Origin of the sequence: Flavobacterium arundinis (assembly GCF_038289855.1) — a bacterium.
Classification (GTDB): domain Bacteria; phylum Bacteroidota; class Bacteroidia; order Flavobacteriales; family Flavobacteriaceae; genus Flavobacterium; species Flavobacterium arundinis.
Genome location: NZ_JBBYHR010000005.1, coordinates 13,747 through 31,858, shown reverse-complemented (window position 1 = coordinate 31,858; position 18,112 = coordinate 13,747). Strand labels below are relative to the sequence as shown.

General features: G+C 43.7%; 17 protein-coding genes and 1 tRNA gene. 5 read left to right on the top strand and 13 right to left on the bottom strand.

All coding sequences use genetic code 11. From position 1 onward, the window contains the following. Positions 1 to 132: 132 nt before the first annotated feature. The 6 genes from AAEO56_RS10405 to AAEO56_RS10380 form a co-directional block, all read right to left on the bottom strand. Entirely contained in the window at positions 133 to 1,344 is a 1,212-nt protein-coding gene (locus tag AAEO56_RS10405; RefSeq protein WP_341696989.1) for an MFS transporter, read from the bottom strand. Between the two features lie 244 nt (positions 1,345 to 1,588). Further along, positions 1,589 to 2,584, bottom strand: coding sequence for an alpha/beta fold hydrolase (locus AAEO56_RS10400; RefSeq protein WP_341696988.1), 996 nt, complete (start codon positions 2,582 to 2,584; stop codon positions 1,589 to 1,591). A gap of 43 nt (positions 2,585 to 2,627) precedes the next feature. Next, the gene (locus tag AAEO56_RS10395) at positions 2,628 to 3,128 is read right to left on the bottom strand and encodes a hypothetical protein (RefSeq protein ID WP_341696987.1); all 501 of its coding nucleotides are present in this window, start codon (positions 3,126 to 3,128) and stop codon (positions 2,628 to 2,630) included. Between the two features lie 172 nt (positions 3,129 to 3,300). Continuing rightward, positions 3,301 to 4,251 carry an aldo/keto reductase gene (locus tag AAEO56_RS10390; protein WP_341696986.1) on the bottom strand — a complete coding sequence of 317 codons (951 nt, stop codon included), beginning with the start codon at positions 4,249 to 4,251 and terminating at the stop codon, positions 3,301 to 3,303. Between the two features lie 6 nt (positions 4,252 to 4,257). Further along, positions 4,258 to 5,301: a Gfo/Idh/MocA family oxidoreductase gene (locus AAEO56_RS10385; protein WP_341696985.1), complete on the bottom strand. Its 1,044-nt coding sequence runs from the start codon at positions 5,299 to 5,301 to the stop codon at positions 4,258 to 4,260. Positions 5,302 to 5,410: 109 nt separating this feature from the next. Beyond that, the gene (locus AAEO56_RS10380) at positions 5,411 to 6,487 is read right to left on the bottom strand and encodes an NADH:flavin oxidoreductase/NADH oxidase (RefSeq protein WP_341696984.1); all 1,077 of its coding nucleotides are present in this window, start codon (positions 6,485 to 6,487) and stop codon (positions 5,411 to 5,413) included. A 249-nt stretch (positions 6,488 to 6,736) separates the two neighbouring features. Between AAEO56_RS10380 and rseP the strand changes: the two genes are divergently transcribed. The 4 genes from rseP to AAEO56_RS10360 all read left to right on the top strand — a co-directional run bounded on the left by rseP (position 6,737) and on the right by AAEO56_RS10360 (position 11,786). Continuing rightward, positions 6,737 to 8,062 (top strand): RIP metalloprotease RseP, encoded by a 1,326-nt coding sequence (gene rseP, locus AAEO56_RS10375; RefSeq protein WP_341696983.1) that lies wholly within the window; start codon positions 6,737 to 6,739, stop codon positions 8,060 to 8,062. Between the two features lie 138 nt (positions 8,063 to 8,200). After that, a tRNA-Asn gene (locus AAEO56_RS10370) sits at positions 8,201 to 8,274 on the top strand. Positions 8,275 to 8,695: 421 nt separating this feature from the next. After that, positions 8,696 to 9,124 (top strand): hypothetical protein, encoded by a 429-nt coding sequence (locus AAEO56_RS10365; protein ID WP_341696982.1) that lies wholly within the window; start codon positions 8,696 to 8,698, stop codon positions 9,122 to 9,124. Positions 9,125 to 9,188: 64 nt separating this feature from the next. Then, the gene (locus tag AAEO56_RS10360; RefSeq protein ID WP_341696981.1) at positions 9,189 to 11,786 is read left to right on the top strand and encodes a T9SS-dependent M36 family metallopeptidase; all 2,598 of its coding nucleotides are present in this window, start codon (positions 9,189 to 9,191) and stop codon (positions 11,784 to 11,786) included. Between the two features lie 302 nt (positions 11,787 to 12,088). Here the strand turns inward: AAEO56_RS10360 and AAEO56_RS10355 are convergent, their stop codons facing one another. The 7 genes from AAEO56_RS10355 to AAEO56_RS10325 all read right to left on the bottom strand — a co-directional run bounded on the left by AAEO56_RS10355 (position 12,089) and on the right by AAEO56_RS10325 (position 17,330). Beyond that, positions 12,089 to 13,249 (bottom strand): iron-containing alcohol dehydrogenase, encoded by a 1,161-nt coding sequence (locus tag AAEO56_RS10355; RefSeq protein ID WP_341696980.1) that lies wholly within the window; start codon positions 13,247 to 13,249, stop codon positions 12,089 to 12,091. 100 nt (positions 13,250 to 13,349) lie between these two features. Then, positions 13,350 to 13,952: a nicotinate (nicotinamide) nucleotide adenylyltransferase gene (gene nadD / locus AAEO56_RS10350; protein ID WP_341696979.1), complete on the bottom strand. Its 603-nt coding sequence runs from the start codon at positions 13,950 to 13,952 to the stop codon at positions 13,350 to 13,352. A 2-nt stretch (positions 13,953 to 13,954) separates the two neighbouring features. Continuing rightward, complete coding sequence (locus AAEO56_RS10345) at positions 13,955 to 14,521, bottom strand: acyltransferase (RefSeq protein ID WP_341696978.1); 567 nt, start codon at positions 14,519 to 14,521, stop codon at positions 13,955 to 13,957. Positions 14,522 to 14,538: 17 nt separating this feature from the next. Continuing rightward, the gene (gmk, locus tag AAEO56_RS10340; RefSeq protein ID WP_341696977.1) at positions 14,539 to 15,108 is read right to left on the bottom strand and encodes a guanylate kinase; all 570 of its coding nucleotides are present in this window, start codon (positions 15,106 to 15,108) and stop codon (positions 14,539 to 14,541) included. Between the two features lie 46 nt (positions 15,109 to 15,154). Continuing rightward, complete coding sequence (locus AAEO56_RS10335) at positions 15,155 to 16,015, bottom strand: YicC/YloC family endoribonuclease (RefSeq protein WP_341696976.1); 861 nt, start codon at positions 16,013 to 16,015, stop codon at positions 15,155 to 15,157. 68 nt (positions 16,016 to 16,083) lie between these two features. Continuing rightward, positions 16,084 to 16,980, bottom strand: coding sequence for a DMT family transporter (locus AAEO56_RS10330; protein ID WP_341696975.1), 897 nt, complete (start codon positions 16,978 to 16,980; stop codon positions 16,084 to 16,086). Then, on the bottom strand, positions 16,980 to 17,330 hold the full coding sequence (locus AAEO56_RS10325) for an arsenate reductase family protein (RefSeq protein WP_341696974.1): 351 nt from the start codon (positions 17,328 to 17,330) through the stop codon (positions 16,980 to 16,982). Before AAEO56_RS10325 ends, AAEO56_RS10330 begins: the two co-directional genes overlap by 1 nt. Positions 17,331 to 17,536: 206 nt before the next feature. Here AAEO56_RS10325 and AAEO56_RS10320 point away from each other — a divergent pair, with 206 nt between their 5' ends. Further along, complete coding sequence (locus AAEO56_RS10320; RefSeq protein ID WP_341696973.1) at positions 17,537 to 17,992, top strand: DinB family protein; 456 nt, start codon at positions 17,537 to 17,539, stop codon at positions 17,990 to 17,992. Positions 17,993 to 18,112 lie beyond the last annotated feature (120 nt).

Genomic DNA, 18,112 nt, shown 5'->3' with positions numbered 1-18,112 from the left:
TTTGTTTATAGGCAGTTCGCAACATTATCAATTGATGGCGCTGGGGCTTGAGGAACTCACTGCTTTTCTTGAAGATATTTTCAAAAAGATGGCGGAGTGGCTGATGAAGAATAAGAAGGTGGTTTATGATAACTATTCTATCCCCTTTATCCTCGAAGCCAGGAATGCGATTCCTATCCCGAATATCCCTATAATTGCAAATGACATCCGGAGACTGGTTGCCTGTGCTACGTGGCCTATTACCGGCGGGCCGAGCATGAAGCCAAGGAAGCTTACGCTGGAAACGGTTTGCAATGCAATGCTCGGCGGGATATTAGGCCTATTGCCGGCAACACTGAAAATGATAGGGATAATCGTAGAAACCCCAAGACCTACAAGCATGAACGCTATTGTGGCCGGTACGATATAAGGCAATGCCACTGCACTGTAAAGCCCGAACGACACCAGGCATCCGGCGATTTGCAGCACTCTTTTACGGCCAAGCTTTGCAATGATGATATCGCCCGAAAAGCGCCCTATTGCCATAAAAGCCATAAAAGAGGCATAACCTAAAACCGCAAGCGGGCCCGTTGCGCCAATGACTTTCCGGAAATACACCCCGCTCCAGTCGAACATGATGCCTTCGCTCAACATGCAACAAAAGGACATAACCCCAAGCCAGATGAGTACCGTATCGGGTTTGGAGAACAGTTTCTTTTTTTCTTTTGCCTGCGGCTGCCTTTTTACCTTAACGAGGTATTTGTAATTGAAAAGTATAACGCCCCATATTAGTATTGCCACTACTAGGAAATGGATGTTTGGGGCTAAATGCAGGCTTTTCATGCCGATGCCTATGAGTGCACCGGTAAATCCCGCCGTGCTCCATGCCCCATGAAATGACGACATTACTGCCCTGCGGAAAAGGCCTTCGGTATAGATTCCCTGTGTGTTGACAGAAATGTTGGTGAGGTTGCTGCATATCCCGAAAAAGAACAAAGCCAGAGATAATTGCCATTGCTCCGTTGCAAAGCCTAATCCTATAAGGGCACATACATACAGGCTAAGGCCTAATATGACTGTGCGGTGGCTGCCATATTTAACTGCCAGTCCACCGGAGAAAGGCATAATGCAAAGCTGCCCCAGCGGAATTGCAAAAAGGATGGTGCCGAGATCGCCGTCGGTAAGGCCGAGGGATGCCTGAATATCGGGGATGCGGCTTGCCCATGTGGCAAAATTGAGGCCCATGGCAAAATAGAAAAGGGTAACCGCCCACCTGACGCGGTTCAGGTAGGATGCCTTGATGTCTTTATACGCCTTTCGCAACCGTTTTGATGGCTGGTCGGCTACAATGAGTTCCTCTTCCATTTAAAAAAATTAATGCAACACGCCTTTAGAGAATAAAATTAAAGAATTAACTTTCCTGAAGTGTGTATTATTTTGTCAAAGTTGTATAGGTCTTACCTCAATTCATATTATACAGTTTTATCTGAGACGTTGCATTGCAACGTCTCTACCGGAGTATTTCATCATGAACTCATTATACAATTGGTTACGAAGTAGAGGCGTTGCACTGCAACGTCTCACATTATAGTTATCGAACGCTATCGTATTACTTCTTTAAAAATTCTTTTAGTGGCACTATGAACCTGTCGTAGGCCTGAATGTGGGGCAAGTGGCCTACACCGTCGAGTTCTGTAAGCGTGGCATCTTTTATTTTCGCTTTGGTTTCACGCCCGAGGACCGGATAGTTGCCCAGTTTTTCCTGTGCTTCCTTCGGCGCTTTGTTCTTGCCCAAAGCAGTTCGGTCGCTTTGTCCGATAATGAGCAGCACCGGCATTTTGAGGTTTTGGAATTCATACACCACCGGTTGGGTGAATATCATATCATACGTAAGTGCCGATGCTTTCGCAATAACGGAATATTCTTTATTGGCGGTCCACCCCGCTACAGGCAGCAGCCATTTATCATATTCCGGCTTCCATTTGTTGGCGTAGTAAAATTGCAACTGGTAGTCCTTCATCTTCTGGTAGTCCTGCTTCAGTTCGGTTGCGTACCAGTCGTCTACACTTTGGTAAGGGACAACGGTTTTCCAGTCTTCAAGGCCGATGGGATTTTCGAGAATGAGCTTTTCCGTCATTTCAGGGTACATCAGCGCAAAGCGTGTGGCCAGCATCCCTCCCATTGAATGCCCGAGGACATTGACCTTCGTGATTTTTAATTCATCTAAAATCGCTTTTGTGTTTTGTGCCAAGAGCTGAAAGGTAAACTGGATATTGTTTAGTTTGGATGATTTGCCGAAACCGATCTGGTCGGGCATGATAACACGGTAACCGTCTTTCGCCAGGTCATTAGCAGTCTGCTCCCAATACATCGCCGGAAAATTCTTGCCATGGAGCAACAATACTGTTTTGCCATTAGGCTTTTGCGGCTGCAGGTCCATGTAGGCCATTTTTAAGTCCTGTCCCTGTATGGTTAGCGCAAACTCTTTTACCGGAAACGGATAAGTGATGTTTTCCATCCGGAGGCCGGTGGGTTGAAGTGGCTTTTCCTGCGCCGATGCAATAATTACTGTGAGAATTGCAAGTAAGGCTGTTAGCTTTTTCATATATAAAAAATTAAAGAATTACCGGAATGCAACTGTTCCACTACTATTTCCAAAATTCCTGTATCCCCGCCTTTCCAAGCAGTGGGTCGTTGTCAGGAAAAGGCACTTTGGCAATATTTTCTAAAGCGTTCACGCGCTCACTGTCCTTTCCGGTGAGCAGGTCATATTCCATTCCGCTGGGATAAGCACCCAGCACGGCAAAGTCTTGGGAAGCCGATATCTTCTTATGCCCTGTGCCCGCAGGAATAATCAGCACATCGCCGGCTTCCACATCCAGATTTTTGCCATTTTCGCCACCCAGATGCAGCTGTGCCGAGCCTTTATAAATACCCAAAACTTCATGGGTAATGCTGTGGTAGTGATGATAAGGGTACACACCATTGCGCCAGGCATTCGCCCAGTTGTTTTTGGCGAATGTCTCCTCCATAACCTCGTCCAGGTCCAGGTTTTCATCTGGGTCGAAAGCCTTTTTGTAAACTATTAGCGGAAAAACGCTGTTGGGTATTTTACCGTCGTCTTCTAATTGGAATTGTAAAATGTCCATGATATTAAATTATTATATCCCTTTCAAGGACAGTTTTACTTATACGTCTAGTCCTCTCCCCCGACCCCTCTCCCAAGGAGAGGGGAGCGAGACGTGCCGACAGTACGTTGCATTGTTTGCTGTATTTATAAACTTCAAATAACCAAATCAACGTATCAACCCATCAACCTCCTCACCACGCGCTTTCCTGTGTCAACAGTTCGATCTCATGAGCGGTGATAGGCAGGTCAGGGGCTTTCATAATGCTTTCCAACTGCTCTACGCTTGTGGCGCTTACAATCGGCGCGGTAACCGACGGTCTGTTGATGAGCCATGCCAACGCTGCTGTGGCCGGTTCCGTTTTCAGTTGTTTTGACACTTCATCCAATGCAGCCAGTATTTTAAAGCCGCGATCATCCAGGTATTTGGCAACACCGCCGCCACGCGGGCTTTTGTCGAGGTCGTCTTTAGAACGGTATTTCCCGGTAAGGAACCCGCTGGCAAGCGAGTAATAATTGAGTACCCCGAGGTTATTGCCAAGGCAAACGGGTTCGAGGCCGTTCTCAAAAACTTCGCGCTCGTACAGGTTGTAATGCGGCTGGAAGGTTTCATAGGCAGGAAGGCCGTTCTCAACAGCTACCTGCAATGATTCCTTAAGCCTGTCTGCCGTAAGATTGGATGCCCCGATGTGGCGCACCTTGCCTTCTTTTATCAGTTGGGCATAAGCATCAAGGGTTTCATCAATGGGTGTGTCCTGGTCATCCCAATGGGATTGGTACAGGTCGATATGGTCGGTCTGTAATCTTTTCAATGAGGCTTCAACAGCTTTGAGGATGTATTTCTTAGACAGCCCTTGTTTGCCACTGCCCATATCGCTGCCGACTTTAGTCGCAATGATTACCTCGTTGCGGTTGCCGCGCTTTTTCATCCAGTTGCCGATGATGGTCTCCGATTCGCCGCCTTCATTGCCCGGCTTCCAACGCGAATATACATCGGCGGTATCTATAAAATTGAAGCCTTTGCCCGTAAAGGCATCTAGCAACTCAAATGATTTTTTCTCATCTATCGTCCAGCCGAATACATTCCCACCAAAAGTGATGGGGTACACATACAGGCCGGTATTTCCTAATTGGCGCTTTTCCATAATTTTTTATTTTAATGCTATCACTCTTTTTTCTTTACTGCTTTGCTGTGCAGCTTCTATTATTTTCATGACCCTGATGCCATCTTCAGCGGTAACAGGTTCTTGCGTGTCTTCGGTTATTGCTTTATATAATCCGTCGAACAGGCTGTAATAATTCCCCTGTTGGGTAGGTATGTTTTTACGGAATAGCTCGCCGTCGTGCTCCGTGTGAAGGAAACCTGCCTTGTCTTCGGGTTCAGTACCCCAATCGTCAAGGTTTGGCTTTTGCCCTGTTTTCAGTACATCTTCCTGTGTGTCGCCGCGCTGTTTCAGGAATGAGCCTTTGCGTCCGTGCACCACATAGGCCGGCACGCCCTCACGCACAAAAAATCCGGCATGCAGCTTTACGCGCTTGTCCGGATAATACAGCACAATGCTGAAATCATCATCCACCCGCGAGTTTTCACGCAATTTCCTAATATCTGCAAATACCGCTTCGGGGAAACCGAAAAGGTATACCGCCTGGTCGATCAGGTGCGGGCCGAGATCCATCAGGATCCCTGCTCCGGGATTGCTGTCTTCTTTCCACGCTTTAGGGCTAAGGTTGGGATTGTACCGGTCGAAACGGAATTCAGACTCAACTACTTCCCCTAATAAGTTTTGGTCAAGCACCTGCTTCACAGTTTTCAGGTCGCTGTCCCACCTCCGGTTTTGGAAAACGGCCAGCTTCAGTCCTTTTTGCTTTGCAAGGATGTCAAGCTGTTCCGCCTCTGCAACTGTTGTGGTAAATGCTTTTTCGACTAAGGCATGCTTCCCGGCTTCCAAAACTTTTTTGGCATATTCGTAATGCGTGTCTACAGGGGTGTTTACGATTATAAGGTCTGCGTCATCAGCAAGCAATTCTTCCAAAGAGCTGTAGCTTTTCACGGAAGGGTAGTCCTGCTGTATGAGTTTCTTGCTGCGTTCCCAGGAGCCGGTAAGCTCAAAGCCGGGATGCATTTCAAGGAACGGGGCGTGGAAAACCTTACCCGACATTCCGTATGATAGTAGTGCTGTTTTTAATTTTTTCATTTTTTGGCCTCACCCCCAACCCCTCTCCAAAGGAGAGGGGAGTGAGCTTCACTCTTATGTTATTAGTGTAAACCTTTATTTCGTAGCTATTATAACCCGTAACCCTGAACTAGTCCTTCAGCTCGGCGCGTTCATATTGCTTTGGCCAGATGACATCAGCATGGAGCTCGTGGGCAAAAGTAAGCGCGATATTGGGGTCGCGGAGGGCTTCCCGGGCAAAGAACACGAGGTCGGCTTTTCCTTCTTTAATAATATCTTCGGCTTGTTGTGCTTCGGTTATCAGGCCAACGGCTGCGGTACAGATATGGGCTTCTGTCTTTACACGTTCGGCTATCGGCACCTGGTAATTCGGCCCCACAGGTATTTTTTGGTGCGATACAGCGCCTCCGGACGAGCAGTCGATAACATCCACACCATTTTCTTTCAGGATTTTTGCCAGCTCCACCGATTCGTCAACGTTCCATCCGCCTTCCGCCCAGTCGGTACCCGATATGCGCACAAACAGCGGCAGGTCGCCCGGCCATTCCAGATGCACAGCATCAATCACTTCAAGCAGCAGGCGTATGCGGTTTTCAAAACTGCCGCCATATTCATCCGTACGCTTATTGCACAACGGCGAAAGGAATTGGTGCAACAGGTACCCATGCGCACCGTGTATCTCCAGTACTTTATAACCGGATTCACGCGCCCTGCGTGCCGCTTCCCTGAAATCGTCTATAACTTTGCTGATGGCTTCCCTGTCCATTTCCAAAGGTAACAGTGCCTCATTGTCGTGGTAGGGCAGAGGGCTTGGAGCTACAGTACGCCAGCCGCCTTCTTCGGGCACAAGTTTCCGGTTGCCCTGCCACGGCGCACTAACGCTTGCTTTTCTTCCGGCATGCGCCAACTGGATGCCCGGAAAAGCATTTTGCTGCAGGATAAAGGTGGTTATCTGCTTGTATTTTTCCATGTGTTCATCGCTCCAAATTCCAAGGTCTCCCGGAGATATGCGGCCTTCGGGCGATACGGCGGTAGCTTCCTGCATAATGAGTGCAGCACCCCCAATGGCCCTTGCGCCGAGGTGTACCATGTGCCAGTCGTTAGCAAAGCCGTCTTCGGCTGAATACTGGCACATGGGCGACACCACAATGCGGTTTTTTAGTATGATGCTTTTTATCTGGAACAGTGAAAACAGTGATGGTGCCATAACGTATATTTTAATGATTCTCCGTGTAAAACGGCTTGTAATCGTAAAGGTAAAGAAACTTTAAATCCGAAAGTAATTCTTACGGATTTTGATTTGCAACGTAAATTTACCCCGTAAAACGTAAACATAAAACCTGTGTCCTTATTATTAACAAACATTTAAATCAGACCGCTGAAAATTAAAATAAGCGGAAGTAAATCAGAAAACACTATTTTTGTGCGTTTATTTACAGAAAATTAAAACTTAAGAATGGATATAGTCGTAAAGGTTGGCCAGATGCTGCTAATGCTCTCAATACTGGTAATACTGCATGAATTCGGACATTATATAACTGCAAAATGGTTCAAAGTAAGGATAGAGAAATTCTACCTTTTTATGGATGCGGGATTCTCTTTAATAAAGAAAAAAATAGGTGATACAGAATGGGGAATTGGATGGCTGCCGCTGGGTGGTTATGTAAAGCTGGCGGGCATGGTGGACGAAAGCATGGACACCGAACAGATGAAACTTCCTCCACAACCTTGGGAATTCCGTTCTAAACCGGCATGGCAAAGGCTTATCATCATGCTTGGTGGCATTATTGTAAACGTATTACTTGCGTGGCTTATATTCAGTGTGGTATACAGCACCTACGGTAAAAAATACATTTCTACTGAAATAACGCAGGAAAACGGACTTGCTTTTGGCGAAACGGGTAAAAAAGTGGGCTTTCAGGACGGGGATAAAATTATTAAGGCAGATGGTAAATACCAGCCTAATTTCAACCGGATGATACTTGATGTTTTGCTGGGGGATGAAGTTGTGGTAGAACGTAACGGCAAACCCGTAACCCTTCATCTTACTGATGCCGATATAAAGCTGATACTCCAGACAGAGGGCCGTAATTTTATGCACCCAATGATACATGATATCGTTGTTGATTCTGTCACTCCAAAATCCTATGCAGAAAAGGCAGGATTTAAGATTGGTGACAAGCTAGTATCTGTAGAAGGGAAAGAGCATAAATTTATAGGACAAATTAATGAAGAAGCCTTTAAACATAAAGGTAAAAAAATCGACATTGGTATTATAAGGGGCGGCCAGCCGCTTACCATAACTACTGCTGTAGATACTCTTGGAAAGATAGGGCTGACCCAAAAACCGGCTATTGAAAAGGAATACCAGATCGTGGAGCATTATAGTTTCTTCTCCGCTGTACCTGTGGCAATGCGCGAGTCCTACGACCTTATCATATATAATATAAAGCAATTTAAGCTGATACTTCGCCCAAGCACCGGAGCCTATGAGCAGGTTAGCAGTGTGATTGGGATTGCTGCAAAACTGCCTTCAACATGGAACTGGGAGTTTTTCTGGAACTTTACGGCACTATTCTCCATCGGACTTGCTTTTATGAACCTATTGCCGATACCGGGGCTTGACGGAGGCCACGCACTGTTTACCATTGCCGAGATGATTACGGGGCGCAGGTTGAGCGACAAAGCTGCGGGCACTGTCCAGACCGTTGGGATGATTATATTGCTAAGCCTCATGGCGTTGACTTTCGGTAAAGATATTTACCAGCTCATCTTCAAATAGAGGCTGAAAAAATCTTTTAAAATTTTCGCCAAATTGTTTGCGAAAACTAAAAATGGTTATATATTTGCACCGCTATAAAGGCATCGCTTTTACACAGCAAACGTTCATAAGAAGATATAAATATAACAATATACAGTTTCCTCCTTAGCTCAGTTGGTTAGAGCATCTGACTGTTAATCAGAGGGTCCTTGGTTCGAGCCCAAGAGGGGGAGCTATAGCGTGACAAGTCCGGTTTTTCGGATTTCGTCACGCTTTTTTTATGAACAAATATTTGTTTTTCAAAAGGTTACGAAAAATAATTCTTAATAAAAAGCGGTTCGGGAATTTGATATTTTCGAACCGCTTTTTTTGTGACATCCCAAACCGCTATTGGGAACAAATAAGGCTTTATCCTTATATACTACTTCACATTTGGCTTCAACCTTTTGTATCCTGAAAGCGCATAATTAACCTGCCTTAATAACTGTTTCAATGTCGGTCAGAAAGGGTATGTTTTTAAAATAAGGTTTCAAACCCTAACATAGCGCTTAATTCTCTCTTAGCTACCGTTTGTTCCTTTATAGCTGTAGTTTATTCCTTTACAATTTATGTTTTGATAAAATGTTGTAGCATTATATCTTTAATACTTAAGATATGAAAAAATGTTTACTATTTGGATTTCTTTTTTTACTGAACTTATCTTATTTTCTAACTTTCTCCGGCTCAACGGGAACTATTTCTGATGATCGCCAACCCAATGAATTTGCTTTAACGGCTTCCGGATTGTCATCACCTTTAAGTAATTCCTACGGATTGGTCAAGGTCTGTCTAAACCTTACCCGCAAATATTATTCCGGCTTAACTGTGTACCACGCTGCACCGGACAGAACATCTGTAAACTTAGTCTCCGGAATTGGAGGCAATGGTAACAACTTTACAAATACATGCTTCAGCCACTCAGCCGCAATTTCTATCAATGCAGCTTCTCCACTGTTTAGCGGAACTTTCAAACCTCAGGAAACAATAGCGAATATAAACAACGGACAAGCCGGAAACGGCATTTGGAAGCTTCGCATTACATGAAAATATTTCGTGTATTAAATCAACTATTAATAATTTTTATAGCACCTTAACTTACCAATTCATCATGAATAAATTATATTACTTACTATGGTTTACAGCACTATCACCTTTTTTGGGATTTTCACAGACTGGCCATGAAACTATACAAGAGTTTTTAAATTCAAATTATTCAAAATGGAATTTGACACAACAAGACGTTTCAGATTGGATCATTGAAAGCGAAGGAAATTCAAAAAGCACTAAAATCTATAACTATTATATAGTTCAAAGATATCAGGGGATTGAAATTTTCCACGCTGTTTCGAACGTTTGGATGAAAAACAATCAGGTTGTGAATGTAACTAACCGCTTCATTGACAATGTCAATCAAAAAGTCAATACTATTTCACCTTCGATAACAGTTTTAGAAGGATTGTTTAAAGCTAAAGCAGCTTTAGATATTCCAAATGAAGAAAGCAATACCATTATCAATAATCCTGAAAGCCATATATACTTTATTTCTAACGGAGCATTGCAACCTATTAAAGCAAAATTAGTTTATCAAAAAATAAAAAACACGTTGCGCCTGGCCTGGGATTTTAAAATTCCGGAAGCAAATCATAATCATTATTGGAGTGTTAGAATTGATGCTGTTAATGGTCAGCTTTTAGACAAGAAGGATTGGGTTGTCAGATGTAATTTTGACCATGATGCGTTTCAAAAAAACGATAAAGATTTCTGTTTTAATTTTAATGATAAGATTTTAAAGCCGTTAGCAGTAGATGTTCCATCTGGTTCTTACCGAGTAATTCCGTATAATATTGAAAGCCCAAATCATGGTAGCAGAGCGTTAATAAGCGGCCCTTCAGATATAGTAGCTTCGCCATTTGGCTGGCATGATACAGATGGAAATGTCGGGAACGAGTATACAATCACAAGAGGGAATAATGTATATGCATATGAAGATATAAACGATCTGGATTTACCCGGATTAAGTCCGGATGGAGGTGCTAATTTAGTTTTTGACTTCCCCTATCCTGGTAATAATTTTCCAGCGTCAGATTATACAAATGCAGCAACCACCAACTTATTCTACATGAATAACGTTGTTCATGATATATTTTACCATTATGGTTTTGATGAACAAAATGGAAATTTTCAGGCTAATAATTATGGCTTAGGTGGCAATGATAACGATTTTGTTATTGCCGAGGCACAAGATGGAAGCCGCCTAAATAATGCAAATTTTTTAACGCCGCCAGATGGTGAAAGTGGCTATATGCAAATGTATTTATGGAATAGAAAACCTGAAGAAAATTTAATTAAAGTAAATTCCCCTTCGTCTATATCAGGAGATTATAGCGCTATAGACAATAGTTTCGTTGATGGCCATGTGGATTTACCTATTCATCCACTTAATTTAACAGCAAATTTAGTTTTATATGACGATGGAGAAGTTAATAATGCCGAAGCTTGCGTGCCTGCAATAAATGCCTCTTCTTTAAATGGCAACATCGCTGTCATTCGAAGGGGTACCTGCACATCTATAGAAAAAGTATTAAATGCCCAGGATGCCGGCGCTATAGCTGTGATAGTAGTAAATAATCTGGACAATAATTTATACATAAGTGGCTCAGATGATACTATAACTATTCCTGCTATTTGTGTAAATCAATCTACCGGAGAGTTTTTAATCAATCAAATGGCTACAAACACTGTTGAAGTAAGCCTGAGTATGCCTCCGTCTGGTTTTATTAATGCAGATGGCGATTTTGACAATGTAGTAATTGCACACGAATATGGACATGGAATTTCAACACGTTTAACCGGAGGACGCTTTAACACCGATTGTTTAGATAATGATGAACAAATGGGTGAAGGCTGGTCAGACTGGTTCGGACTAATGTTACAGATGAAACCGGGGGATTTTGATACCCAACCAAAAGGAATTGGAACTTTCGTTTCAAATCAGCCAACAGATGGCGGCGGAATTAGAAGATATCCCTATTCAACCGATATGACTATAAATCCATTCACCTTTGCAGATACTAATACTGCAATTCTACCGCATGGTATTGGATCTGTTTGGGCCACTATGTTATGGGACTTATCCTGGGCATATATAAATAAGTATGGTTTCAATTCAAATATTTATACGGGAAATGGAGGAAATAATAAAGTACTGCAAGTTATTGTTGACGCACTGAAATTACAACCTTGTAATCCTTCGTTTGTTGAAGCCCGTGATGCCATAATAGCTGCTGATCAAGCTATTACCGGAGGGCAGGATTATTGCATGATTTGGGAAGTGTTTGCAAGAAGAGGTTTAGGATACTATGCTTCTTCAGGCGATGGATTTAGTTCTGTTGACCAGTCAGAAGATTTTACTGTTCCGGATCCCGGGCCAAATTGCACATTAGGTATTGATTATTTTCATGACAATGAATTGATAAAAGTTTATCCTAATCCTTCAAATGGTAAAATAACCATTTCAATTAGCCATTTTTCAGGTAACATCGATATTGAAGTTGTTGATATTAACGGGAGAATAATTTCCAGTATAAAAAAAATTGAATTCAACCTAAGTGAAGATATTGATTTGGGTGGAATTCAATCAGGAGTTTATATTTTAAGAATAAAATCAGATGTAATTAATATATCTAAAAAAATAATTTTGAACTAAAAGGAATATGTATTCTTCATATTTTAAACATGGTTCCGGCTACCACTATTGACCCGGTAAGGAAAGAAGAAAATAAATTATATAAAAGATCAGATACTTGTGTTTCAATATTTAGTCAGCAGAAGGAGCTTTTAAAGCCGCACAATGTGCGGCTTTTTGTTTTATAAGACTATTCTATTATTGATTTGCCAGTTCTGCACAAGACGGCATCATTGGCTGACACAGATGTATATACTACCTTTGGAATACTGAACGTGGTAAGAACTATATTTTACGGGACAGGACTATTTTAAAACCATTATCTAATAGCTCATCTCTACGATCTCCCTTACCTTGTCCGGTGTAATATTGCCGCGTTCGCCCATGGCCTTCCAACCTCTTTCCTCAAAGCGCTTCACGATAAAATCGGCTGTATTGCCATAGTCCGCTGTATACTCTGAAATTTTTTCAGGCATACCCATCGTTTTGAAAAAATCCACTGTTTTTTCGATCGCTTGCTTGGCTGCTTTATCTGTATCGCTTTCGGTAATATTCCAAACCCTGCATCCGTACTGCGCGAGTTTTTCTTTCTTCGTTTCGAACAGCACACGGTACAAATTAGGCGCGATAATAGCCAGTGTACGTGCGTGGTCTATCTCATACAATGCAGTAAGTTCGTGTCCTATCATGTGGGTAGCCCAGTCGGTTGGTACGCCTTTTTGTATGAGGCCATTCAGCGCCATGGTACAGCACCACATAAAGTTGGATGCCAGTTTATAATCGGCCGGGGTTTCGGCTACATCCGGGCCAATTTCAATTAATGTTTGCAAAATGCCTTCGGCTATCCTGTCCTGCAGCATCGCGTCGTGCGGGTAAGTGAGGTACTGCTCCATAACGTGGGTAAAGGCATCAATCACGCCATTCTGCACCTGCCTTTTTGGGAGGGAAGCAACGACAGTTGGGTCGCATATCGAGAATTTCGGGAATACGGCAGGACCGCCAAAGCTCAGCTTTTCCTGTGTGCTATTGATTGTGATGACAGAACCGGAATTCATTTCGCTGCCCGTTGCAGGAAGGGTGAGCACAGTGCCGAAAGGAACGGTGTTACCTTCAATGCGAATCCTTTTCTGTAAAATATCAATGGGGTCGCCGTCAAATTTTACTGCTGCCGAAATGAATTTTACGCCATCGATAACCGACCCGCCGCCAACAGCCAGTATGAAATCCAGTTTCTTTTCGCGTACAATTTCAACAGCCTTCATTACAGTCTCATAACGAGGGTTGGGCTCAATACCGCCGAATTCAGTAATGTCATAGCCTTTCAGGGCGTCGGTTACCTGTGCATGAACGCCGTTATTAAAAATGCTTCCGCCACCATAGGCAAGCAGCACTTTGGCATCAGCCGGGATAAGTTTAGACAATTTAGATGTCTGCCCCTTACCGAATACGAGGTTCACGGGGTTATAAAGTTCGAAGTTAAGCATGGTGATTTTTTAGTAAAGTTACAAAAAGTCTCCAAGCCCCCTAACCCCCAAAGGGGGAATTCTACTCTTACCCGTTAGATGACGTTCTATTGACAGGCTGCTACTCCCCCTTTGGGGGTCGGGGGGCTTTGTAGAAATTGTTATGCTCCACATACTGCCCTACTTTATGAGGCAGCATCGGCTGAACGTTCTTCCCATTCTTTATGCTTTCGCGGATAAAAGTAGAAGACAGTTCTATTACCGGGGCATCAATGCGGTGAATGCGGGCATTCACGTCAATGTTGGGGTCTATCGTTTCGGTATTTAAGCGGGGATATACGTAGATGTCGTGGTTTTGCAATATCACCTCATAATTTTTCCATTTATGGAGGGAGTTGAGATTATCCTCACCCATGATAAGGGAAAATTCATACGAAGGATATTTTTCCTGTAAATGCGCCAGCGTGTGCACTGTGTAATTCGGCTGTGGCAGCTTGAATTCGATATCGCTTGGCTTCAGCTTAGGATAATCTTCTGTGGCAAGGAATACCATTTGAAGGCGGTGGTAGTCATCGAGCAGCGTGCTTTTTTTCTTTAGGGGATTGTGGGGCGTTACCACAAGCCATACCTGGTCCAGGGTGCTATATTCAGCGATATGGTTGGCAATGATAAGGTGCCCGATATGCATTGGGTTAAACGTCCCGAAATACAGTCCTACTTTCATGATTATCTTAAATAAGCTGTGCCGTGCTTTGCTGCCATTTTCTTTATCAATGCAAGGTCGGCAGAAGAAGCCCGGTCAATATAGAATTTCTCGTCAAAAGTATTCTCACTGTTCATCTTTGCTTTTTCACGGGTAATATATTCATTGGTACTACTGAGGAAACGTGCGGGATTGCCGGCGTAGATGCAGTTATCGGGAACATCCTTTGTTACTACAGATCCTGCGCCTATTATAACATCGTTGCCTAAAGTTACTCCCGGCATGATAATACTTCCTGTACCTATGAATACACGGTTGCCAATAGTAGTGTTCATTATCCGGGTATGTTCCAGGAACCACCAGGTGCTGGCATCATGGGCAAGAATATGCACATTGGGCGCCAGGCATACATCATTGCCTATAGTAATGTGAAAGCAATGCGAACCATCAATAATGCACCCCTGTTGCATAATAAAATTATCTCCTACGGTAAGCCCTTTTTCTTTCAGTTTTTTTATTACATGTTGTTCATCCAGACCCAGGAGGCGCTTAAGAACCGACTGACACCAAAGGATAAATTGCTTTTTCATAGGGATAGGTAACAAAGTTATTTGTTTACAAAACTTTTTACCAGTTCATACGCCTCCTGTTTCGCAACATCAAGGTCGTAATTTTTGATTACCGTATCAAACTGCGGGGCGGTGGCCAGTTCTACTGATGCCTTTGCAATGCGCATGTTTATCTTGTCATCGGTTTCGGTAGAGCGTTTTTTGAGGCGAATCTTGAGTTCGTCAATGCTTGGCGGCTTGACGAAAACCGCAAGGGTTTCCTCAGGGAATTTCTTTTTGATGCGCAATCCTCCTGCCACGTCGATGTCGAATATCACGTTCTTGCCTTTCGCCCAGATGCGTTCCACTTCACTCTTCAGCGTACCATAAAAATTATCGCGGTACACCTCTTCCCATTCCACAAAATCTTCCGCCTTAATGTGCTGCTTGAAATCGTGCAATGACATGAAATAGTAATCTTTTCCATTCACTTCGCCTTCGCGGGCTTCACGCGTTGCCGCAGATACAGAGAATTCCAGATTCAGTTCGGGTTGTGCCAGCAGGTGCCTGACTATGGTTGTTTTACCCGACCCTGAAGGAGCCGAGAATACTAATAATTTGCCTTTCATTAGTCGTTGTGTTGTTGTTTGTTATTTGGGATTTGGAGCCTGGAATTTAAAGTACGTTAAGTACCTGCTCTTTTATTTTTTCCAATTCATCCTTCATCTGCACTACCAGCTTTTGCATTTTCGCATGGTTCGATTTAGAGCCCATAGTGTTTATCTCACGGCCCATTTCCTGGGTGATGAAACCAAGCTTACGGCCATTGGCCTCGGTACCGGCAATGGTCTCTATGAAATAGTTCAGGTGGTTTTCCAGCCTTACTTTCTCTTCTGTAATGTCCATTTTTTCAAGGTAGTAAATCAATTCCTGCTCAAAGCGGTTCTCATCGACATTTACTTTCAGTTCCTCAATAGATGCAAGAAGCCTGGTCTTTACGGTTTCGAGGCGTTCGCCGTCAAGCGCTACGGTTTCATTCATTAAAGACAGGATGTTAGATATCCGTATAAGGAATTCTTTCTCCAAAGATACGCCTTCGGCCACCCTGAAGTTATGGATGTTGTCCAGTGCCTGGGCAATAACACCCTGTATGTTGCCCCATTCGTTTTCGTCAATTTCCTCGCGCTCTGTTTTCAGGGCATCGGGCATACGCACCGCCATTTTCATCAGTTCCGTTTCATCGGCATCGCCTATCACGTCTTTCATCTGCTTAATGTACGCCTTTACAATAGGCACATTTATTTTGGCAGAAGTCTCCTCGCCGGTAACCTCAACAAAAAGCGAGAAGTCAATTTTGCCGCGCTCCAGCTTTTGGGCGATCTGGTTGCGAAGCCCAAGTTCCATTTCGCGGAATACTGACGGCATGCGCACATTCAGGTCGAGCCCTTTGCTGTTCAGCGATTTTACCTCTACGGTTATTTTTTTGTTGGCCAGTTGCAGTGAAGCTTTGCCGAAGCCCGTCATCGATTGTATCATGAAAGAATTTTAGAGCTGTAAAGTTAATAAAAATAATGGAGAGGGAGTCATTGCCAGATTTTTAAGGATCAGGCAGCAGATTTGCTTTTTCCCGTCATTGTCACCAAATAAACCCCTGTAAATATCAGCAGTGCCGAAAGTACCTTTACAAGGCTCAGTTCGTCCTTGCCCAGGGAGATGGAGAATACCGTTGCAAAAAAAGGCTGCAGGTAGATGAATACCGCGACGGTTGTTGGTTTCAGCTCTTTCATCGAAAGCAGGTTGAGCAGGTAGGTGAGAAATGTCGAGAACACCACCACAAAGACAATTTTGATGATAATATCCTGCGGCATAGTGGCAAGACCGACTTCCGATAACTGCTCCCAACCGAAAGGCAACACCATGATAAACCCGAACAGGTAGATGTATTTTACGAAAGTGAAAGGGTTGTACTTGTCCATCAGCTTTTTTACCAGGATGAGGTACAGGCCATACGACACCGCATTGACAAATACCAAAAAGTTGCCCCACAAGGCATTCCCTCCGCTATTGACGGTCTTTCCATACAATATCAGCACTACAGTACCGGCAAGCCCCAGGGCTATACCCAACGCTTTTTTACCCGCTATCTTTTCTTTTATGATGATGGCCGAAAGCACCAGTACGATCATGGGTGTGGTAACCATCAGTACCGAGGCCATGATAGGCGAGGTAAGGGAAAGCCCCTGAAAGAATGTGAGCATATTGAGCGCTACGCCAAAGAGGGCGGCGGCCGCAATTCGGGGAAAGTCATTTAGTGCTATTTTCTGTTTTGGAGTAAAGAAGGCACACAGCCAAAACAGCAGTGCCGACCCTCCAACGCGCAACACAATAAACCCAAATGGTTTTACATAGGCAGGCATCACATCCTTGGCAATGGTAAACGTCACGCCATAAATAATGGATACCAGTGTAGCGGCTATAAGTGCCAGGTTACGCTTTCCCATTAGCTAAGGTGCGCAATGGCAGCCTGTACGTTTTTTGGGCTGTTGCCAATGAATATGCTGTCGCCATCTACAATCACCGGGCGGCTCAGGAAGGTGTAATGTTCCATGATATAGTTCTTATAATCCTGCTCTGTAAGCTGCACGTCTTTCAGGCCGCGTTCCTTGTAAAGGGTAGCCTTCCTGCTAAATAGCGCCTCATAGCTCCCGGCAAGGCGGTGCATTTCTTCCAGCTCTTCGGGAGTTATAGGCTCCGTTTTTATTTCGCGAAGGGTAAATTCTTCTGTAGTAGGAAGCGACTTTAATATTTTGCGGCAGGTGTCGCAGGTTTTAAGGTAGAATATTTTTTTCATGGTGCAAAAATAAAGATTTATACCACGATAAAATGTTTTACCACAAAGCGCACAAGGTTTTTCGAACAAGGTTCACAAAGCTTTGTGTCCTTGGTCCTTCTTTGCCCGATGAACTTTGTGGTGAAAATACGCCACGGTCTTAAGCGAATTTCACTGGTCGAATCACAAAAATCGTTATATTTATCTTTCAAACAATACAGACAAAAATGGAACACGAATTCAGGATTACCCGTACCAGCCGCGAGATTTGCGACCGCTTTTTTGATGACTATTCACTGGAGCAACTTAATAAAGTGCCAACGGGATTCAACAATAACCTTATCTGGAACATAGGCCACATAATAGTGTCGCAACAGATATTGGTATATAACGGGTCGGGCCTGCTGCCAATGGTAAGAGAAGAGCTTATGGGCAAATATATGCGCGGCACCAAACCGGAATTTGACCTGACGCAAAAGGAAGTCGACGAGATCCGGTCGCTGCTGTTCAGCCCTGTCGAGAGGACGGAGCAGGATTATTATAAAAATATCTTTACGGAATATACCGAACGTAAGACACAACTTGGGTTTACATTATCAACAGTTGAGGATGCTATTGCATTTAATAATTACCATGAGGGTATCCATTTTGGAATGATGATGTCTTTGCGGAAATTTCTGTAGACGAATGCCTGTAGATAAAATATAAGGTAATGTCACATTGAGCACAGTCGAAATGCGGCATTACCGTTATTTTGCTTCTCGACTGCGCTCGAAGTGACAAACGTAACCCGAAACCACGAA

Bases quoted from the DNA above. Each gene is read 5' to 3' on its own strand.
- AAEO56_RS10405 (WP_341696989.1), bottom strand. From the start codon at position 1,344: ATGGAAGAGGAACTCATTGTAGCCGACCAGCCATCAAAACGGTTGCGA.
- AAEO56_RS10400 (WP_341696988.1), bottom strand. From the start codon at position 2,584: ATGAAAAAGCTAACAGCCTTACTTGCAATTCTCACAGTAATTATTGCA.
- AAEO56_RS10395 (WP_341696987.1), bottom strand. From the start codon at position 3,128: ATGGACATTTTACAATTCCAATTAGAAGACGACGGTAAAATACCCAAC.
- AAEO56_RS10390 (WP_341696986.1), bottom strand. From the start codon at position 4,251: ATGGAAAAGCGCCAATTAGGAAATACCGGCCTGTATGTGTACCCCATC.
- AAEO56_RS10385 (WP_341696985.1), bottom strand. From the start codon at position 5,301: ATGAAAAAATTAAAAACAGCACTACTATCATACGGAATGTCGGGTAAG.
- AAEO56_RS10380 (WP_341696984.1), bottom strand. From the start codon at position 6,487: ATGGCACCATCACTGTTTTCACTGTTCCAGATAAAAAGCATCATACTA.
- rseP (WP_341696983.1), top strand. From the start codon at position 6,737: ATGGATATAGTCGTAAAGGTTGGCCAGATGCTGCTAATGCTCTCAATA.
- AAEO56_RS10365 (WP_341696982.1), top strand. From the start codon at position 8,696: ATGAAAAAATGTTTACTATTTGGATTTCTTTTTTTACTGAACTTATCT.
- AAEO56_RS10360 (WP_341696981.1), top strand. From the start codon at position 9,189: ATGAATAAATTATATTACTTACTATGGTTTACAGCACTATCACCTTTT.
- AAEO56_RS10355 (WP_341696980.1), bottom strand. From the start codon at position 13,249: ATGCTTAACTTCGAACTTTATAACCCCGTGAACCTCGTATTCGGTAAG.
- nadD (WP_341696979.1), bottom strand. From the start codon at position 13,952: ATGAAAGTAGGACTGTATTTCGGGACGTTTAACCCAATGCATATCGGG.
- AAEO56_RS10345 (WP_341696978.1), bottom strand. From the start codon at position 14,521: ATGAAAAAGCAATTTATCCTTTGGTGTCAGTCGGTTCTTAAGCGCCTC.
- gmk (WP_341696977.1), bottom strand. From the start codon at position 15,108: ATGAAAGGCAAATTATTAGTATTCTCGGCTCCTTCAGGGTCGGGTAAA.
- AAEO56_RS10335 (WP_341696976.1), bottom strand. From the start codon at position 16,015: ATGATACAATCGATGACGGGCTTCGGCAAAGCTTCACTGCAACTGGCC.
- AAEO56_RS10330 (WP_341696975.1), bottom strand. From the start codon at position 16,980: ATGGGAAAGCGTAACCTGGCACTTATAGCCGCTACACTGGTATCCATT.
- AAEO56_RS10325 (WP_341696974.1), bottom strand. From the start codon at position 17,330: ATGAAAAAAATATTCTACCTTAAAACCTGCGACACCTGCCGCAAAATA.
- AAEO56_RS10320 (WP_341696973.1), top strand. From the start codon at position 17,537: ATGGAACACGAATTCAGGATTACCCGTACCAGCCGCGAGATTTGCGAC.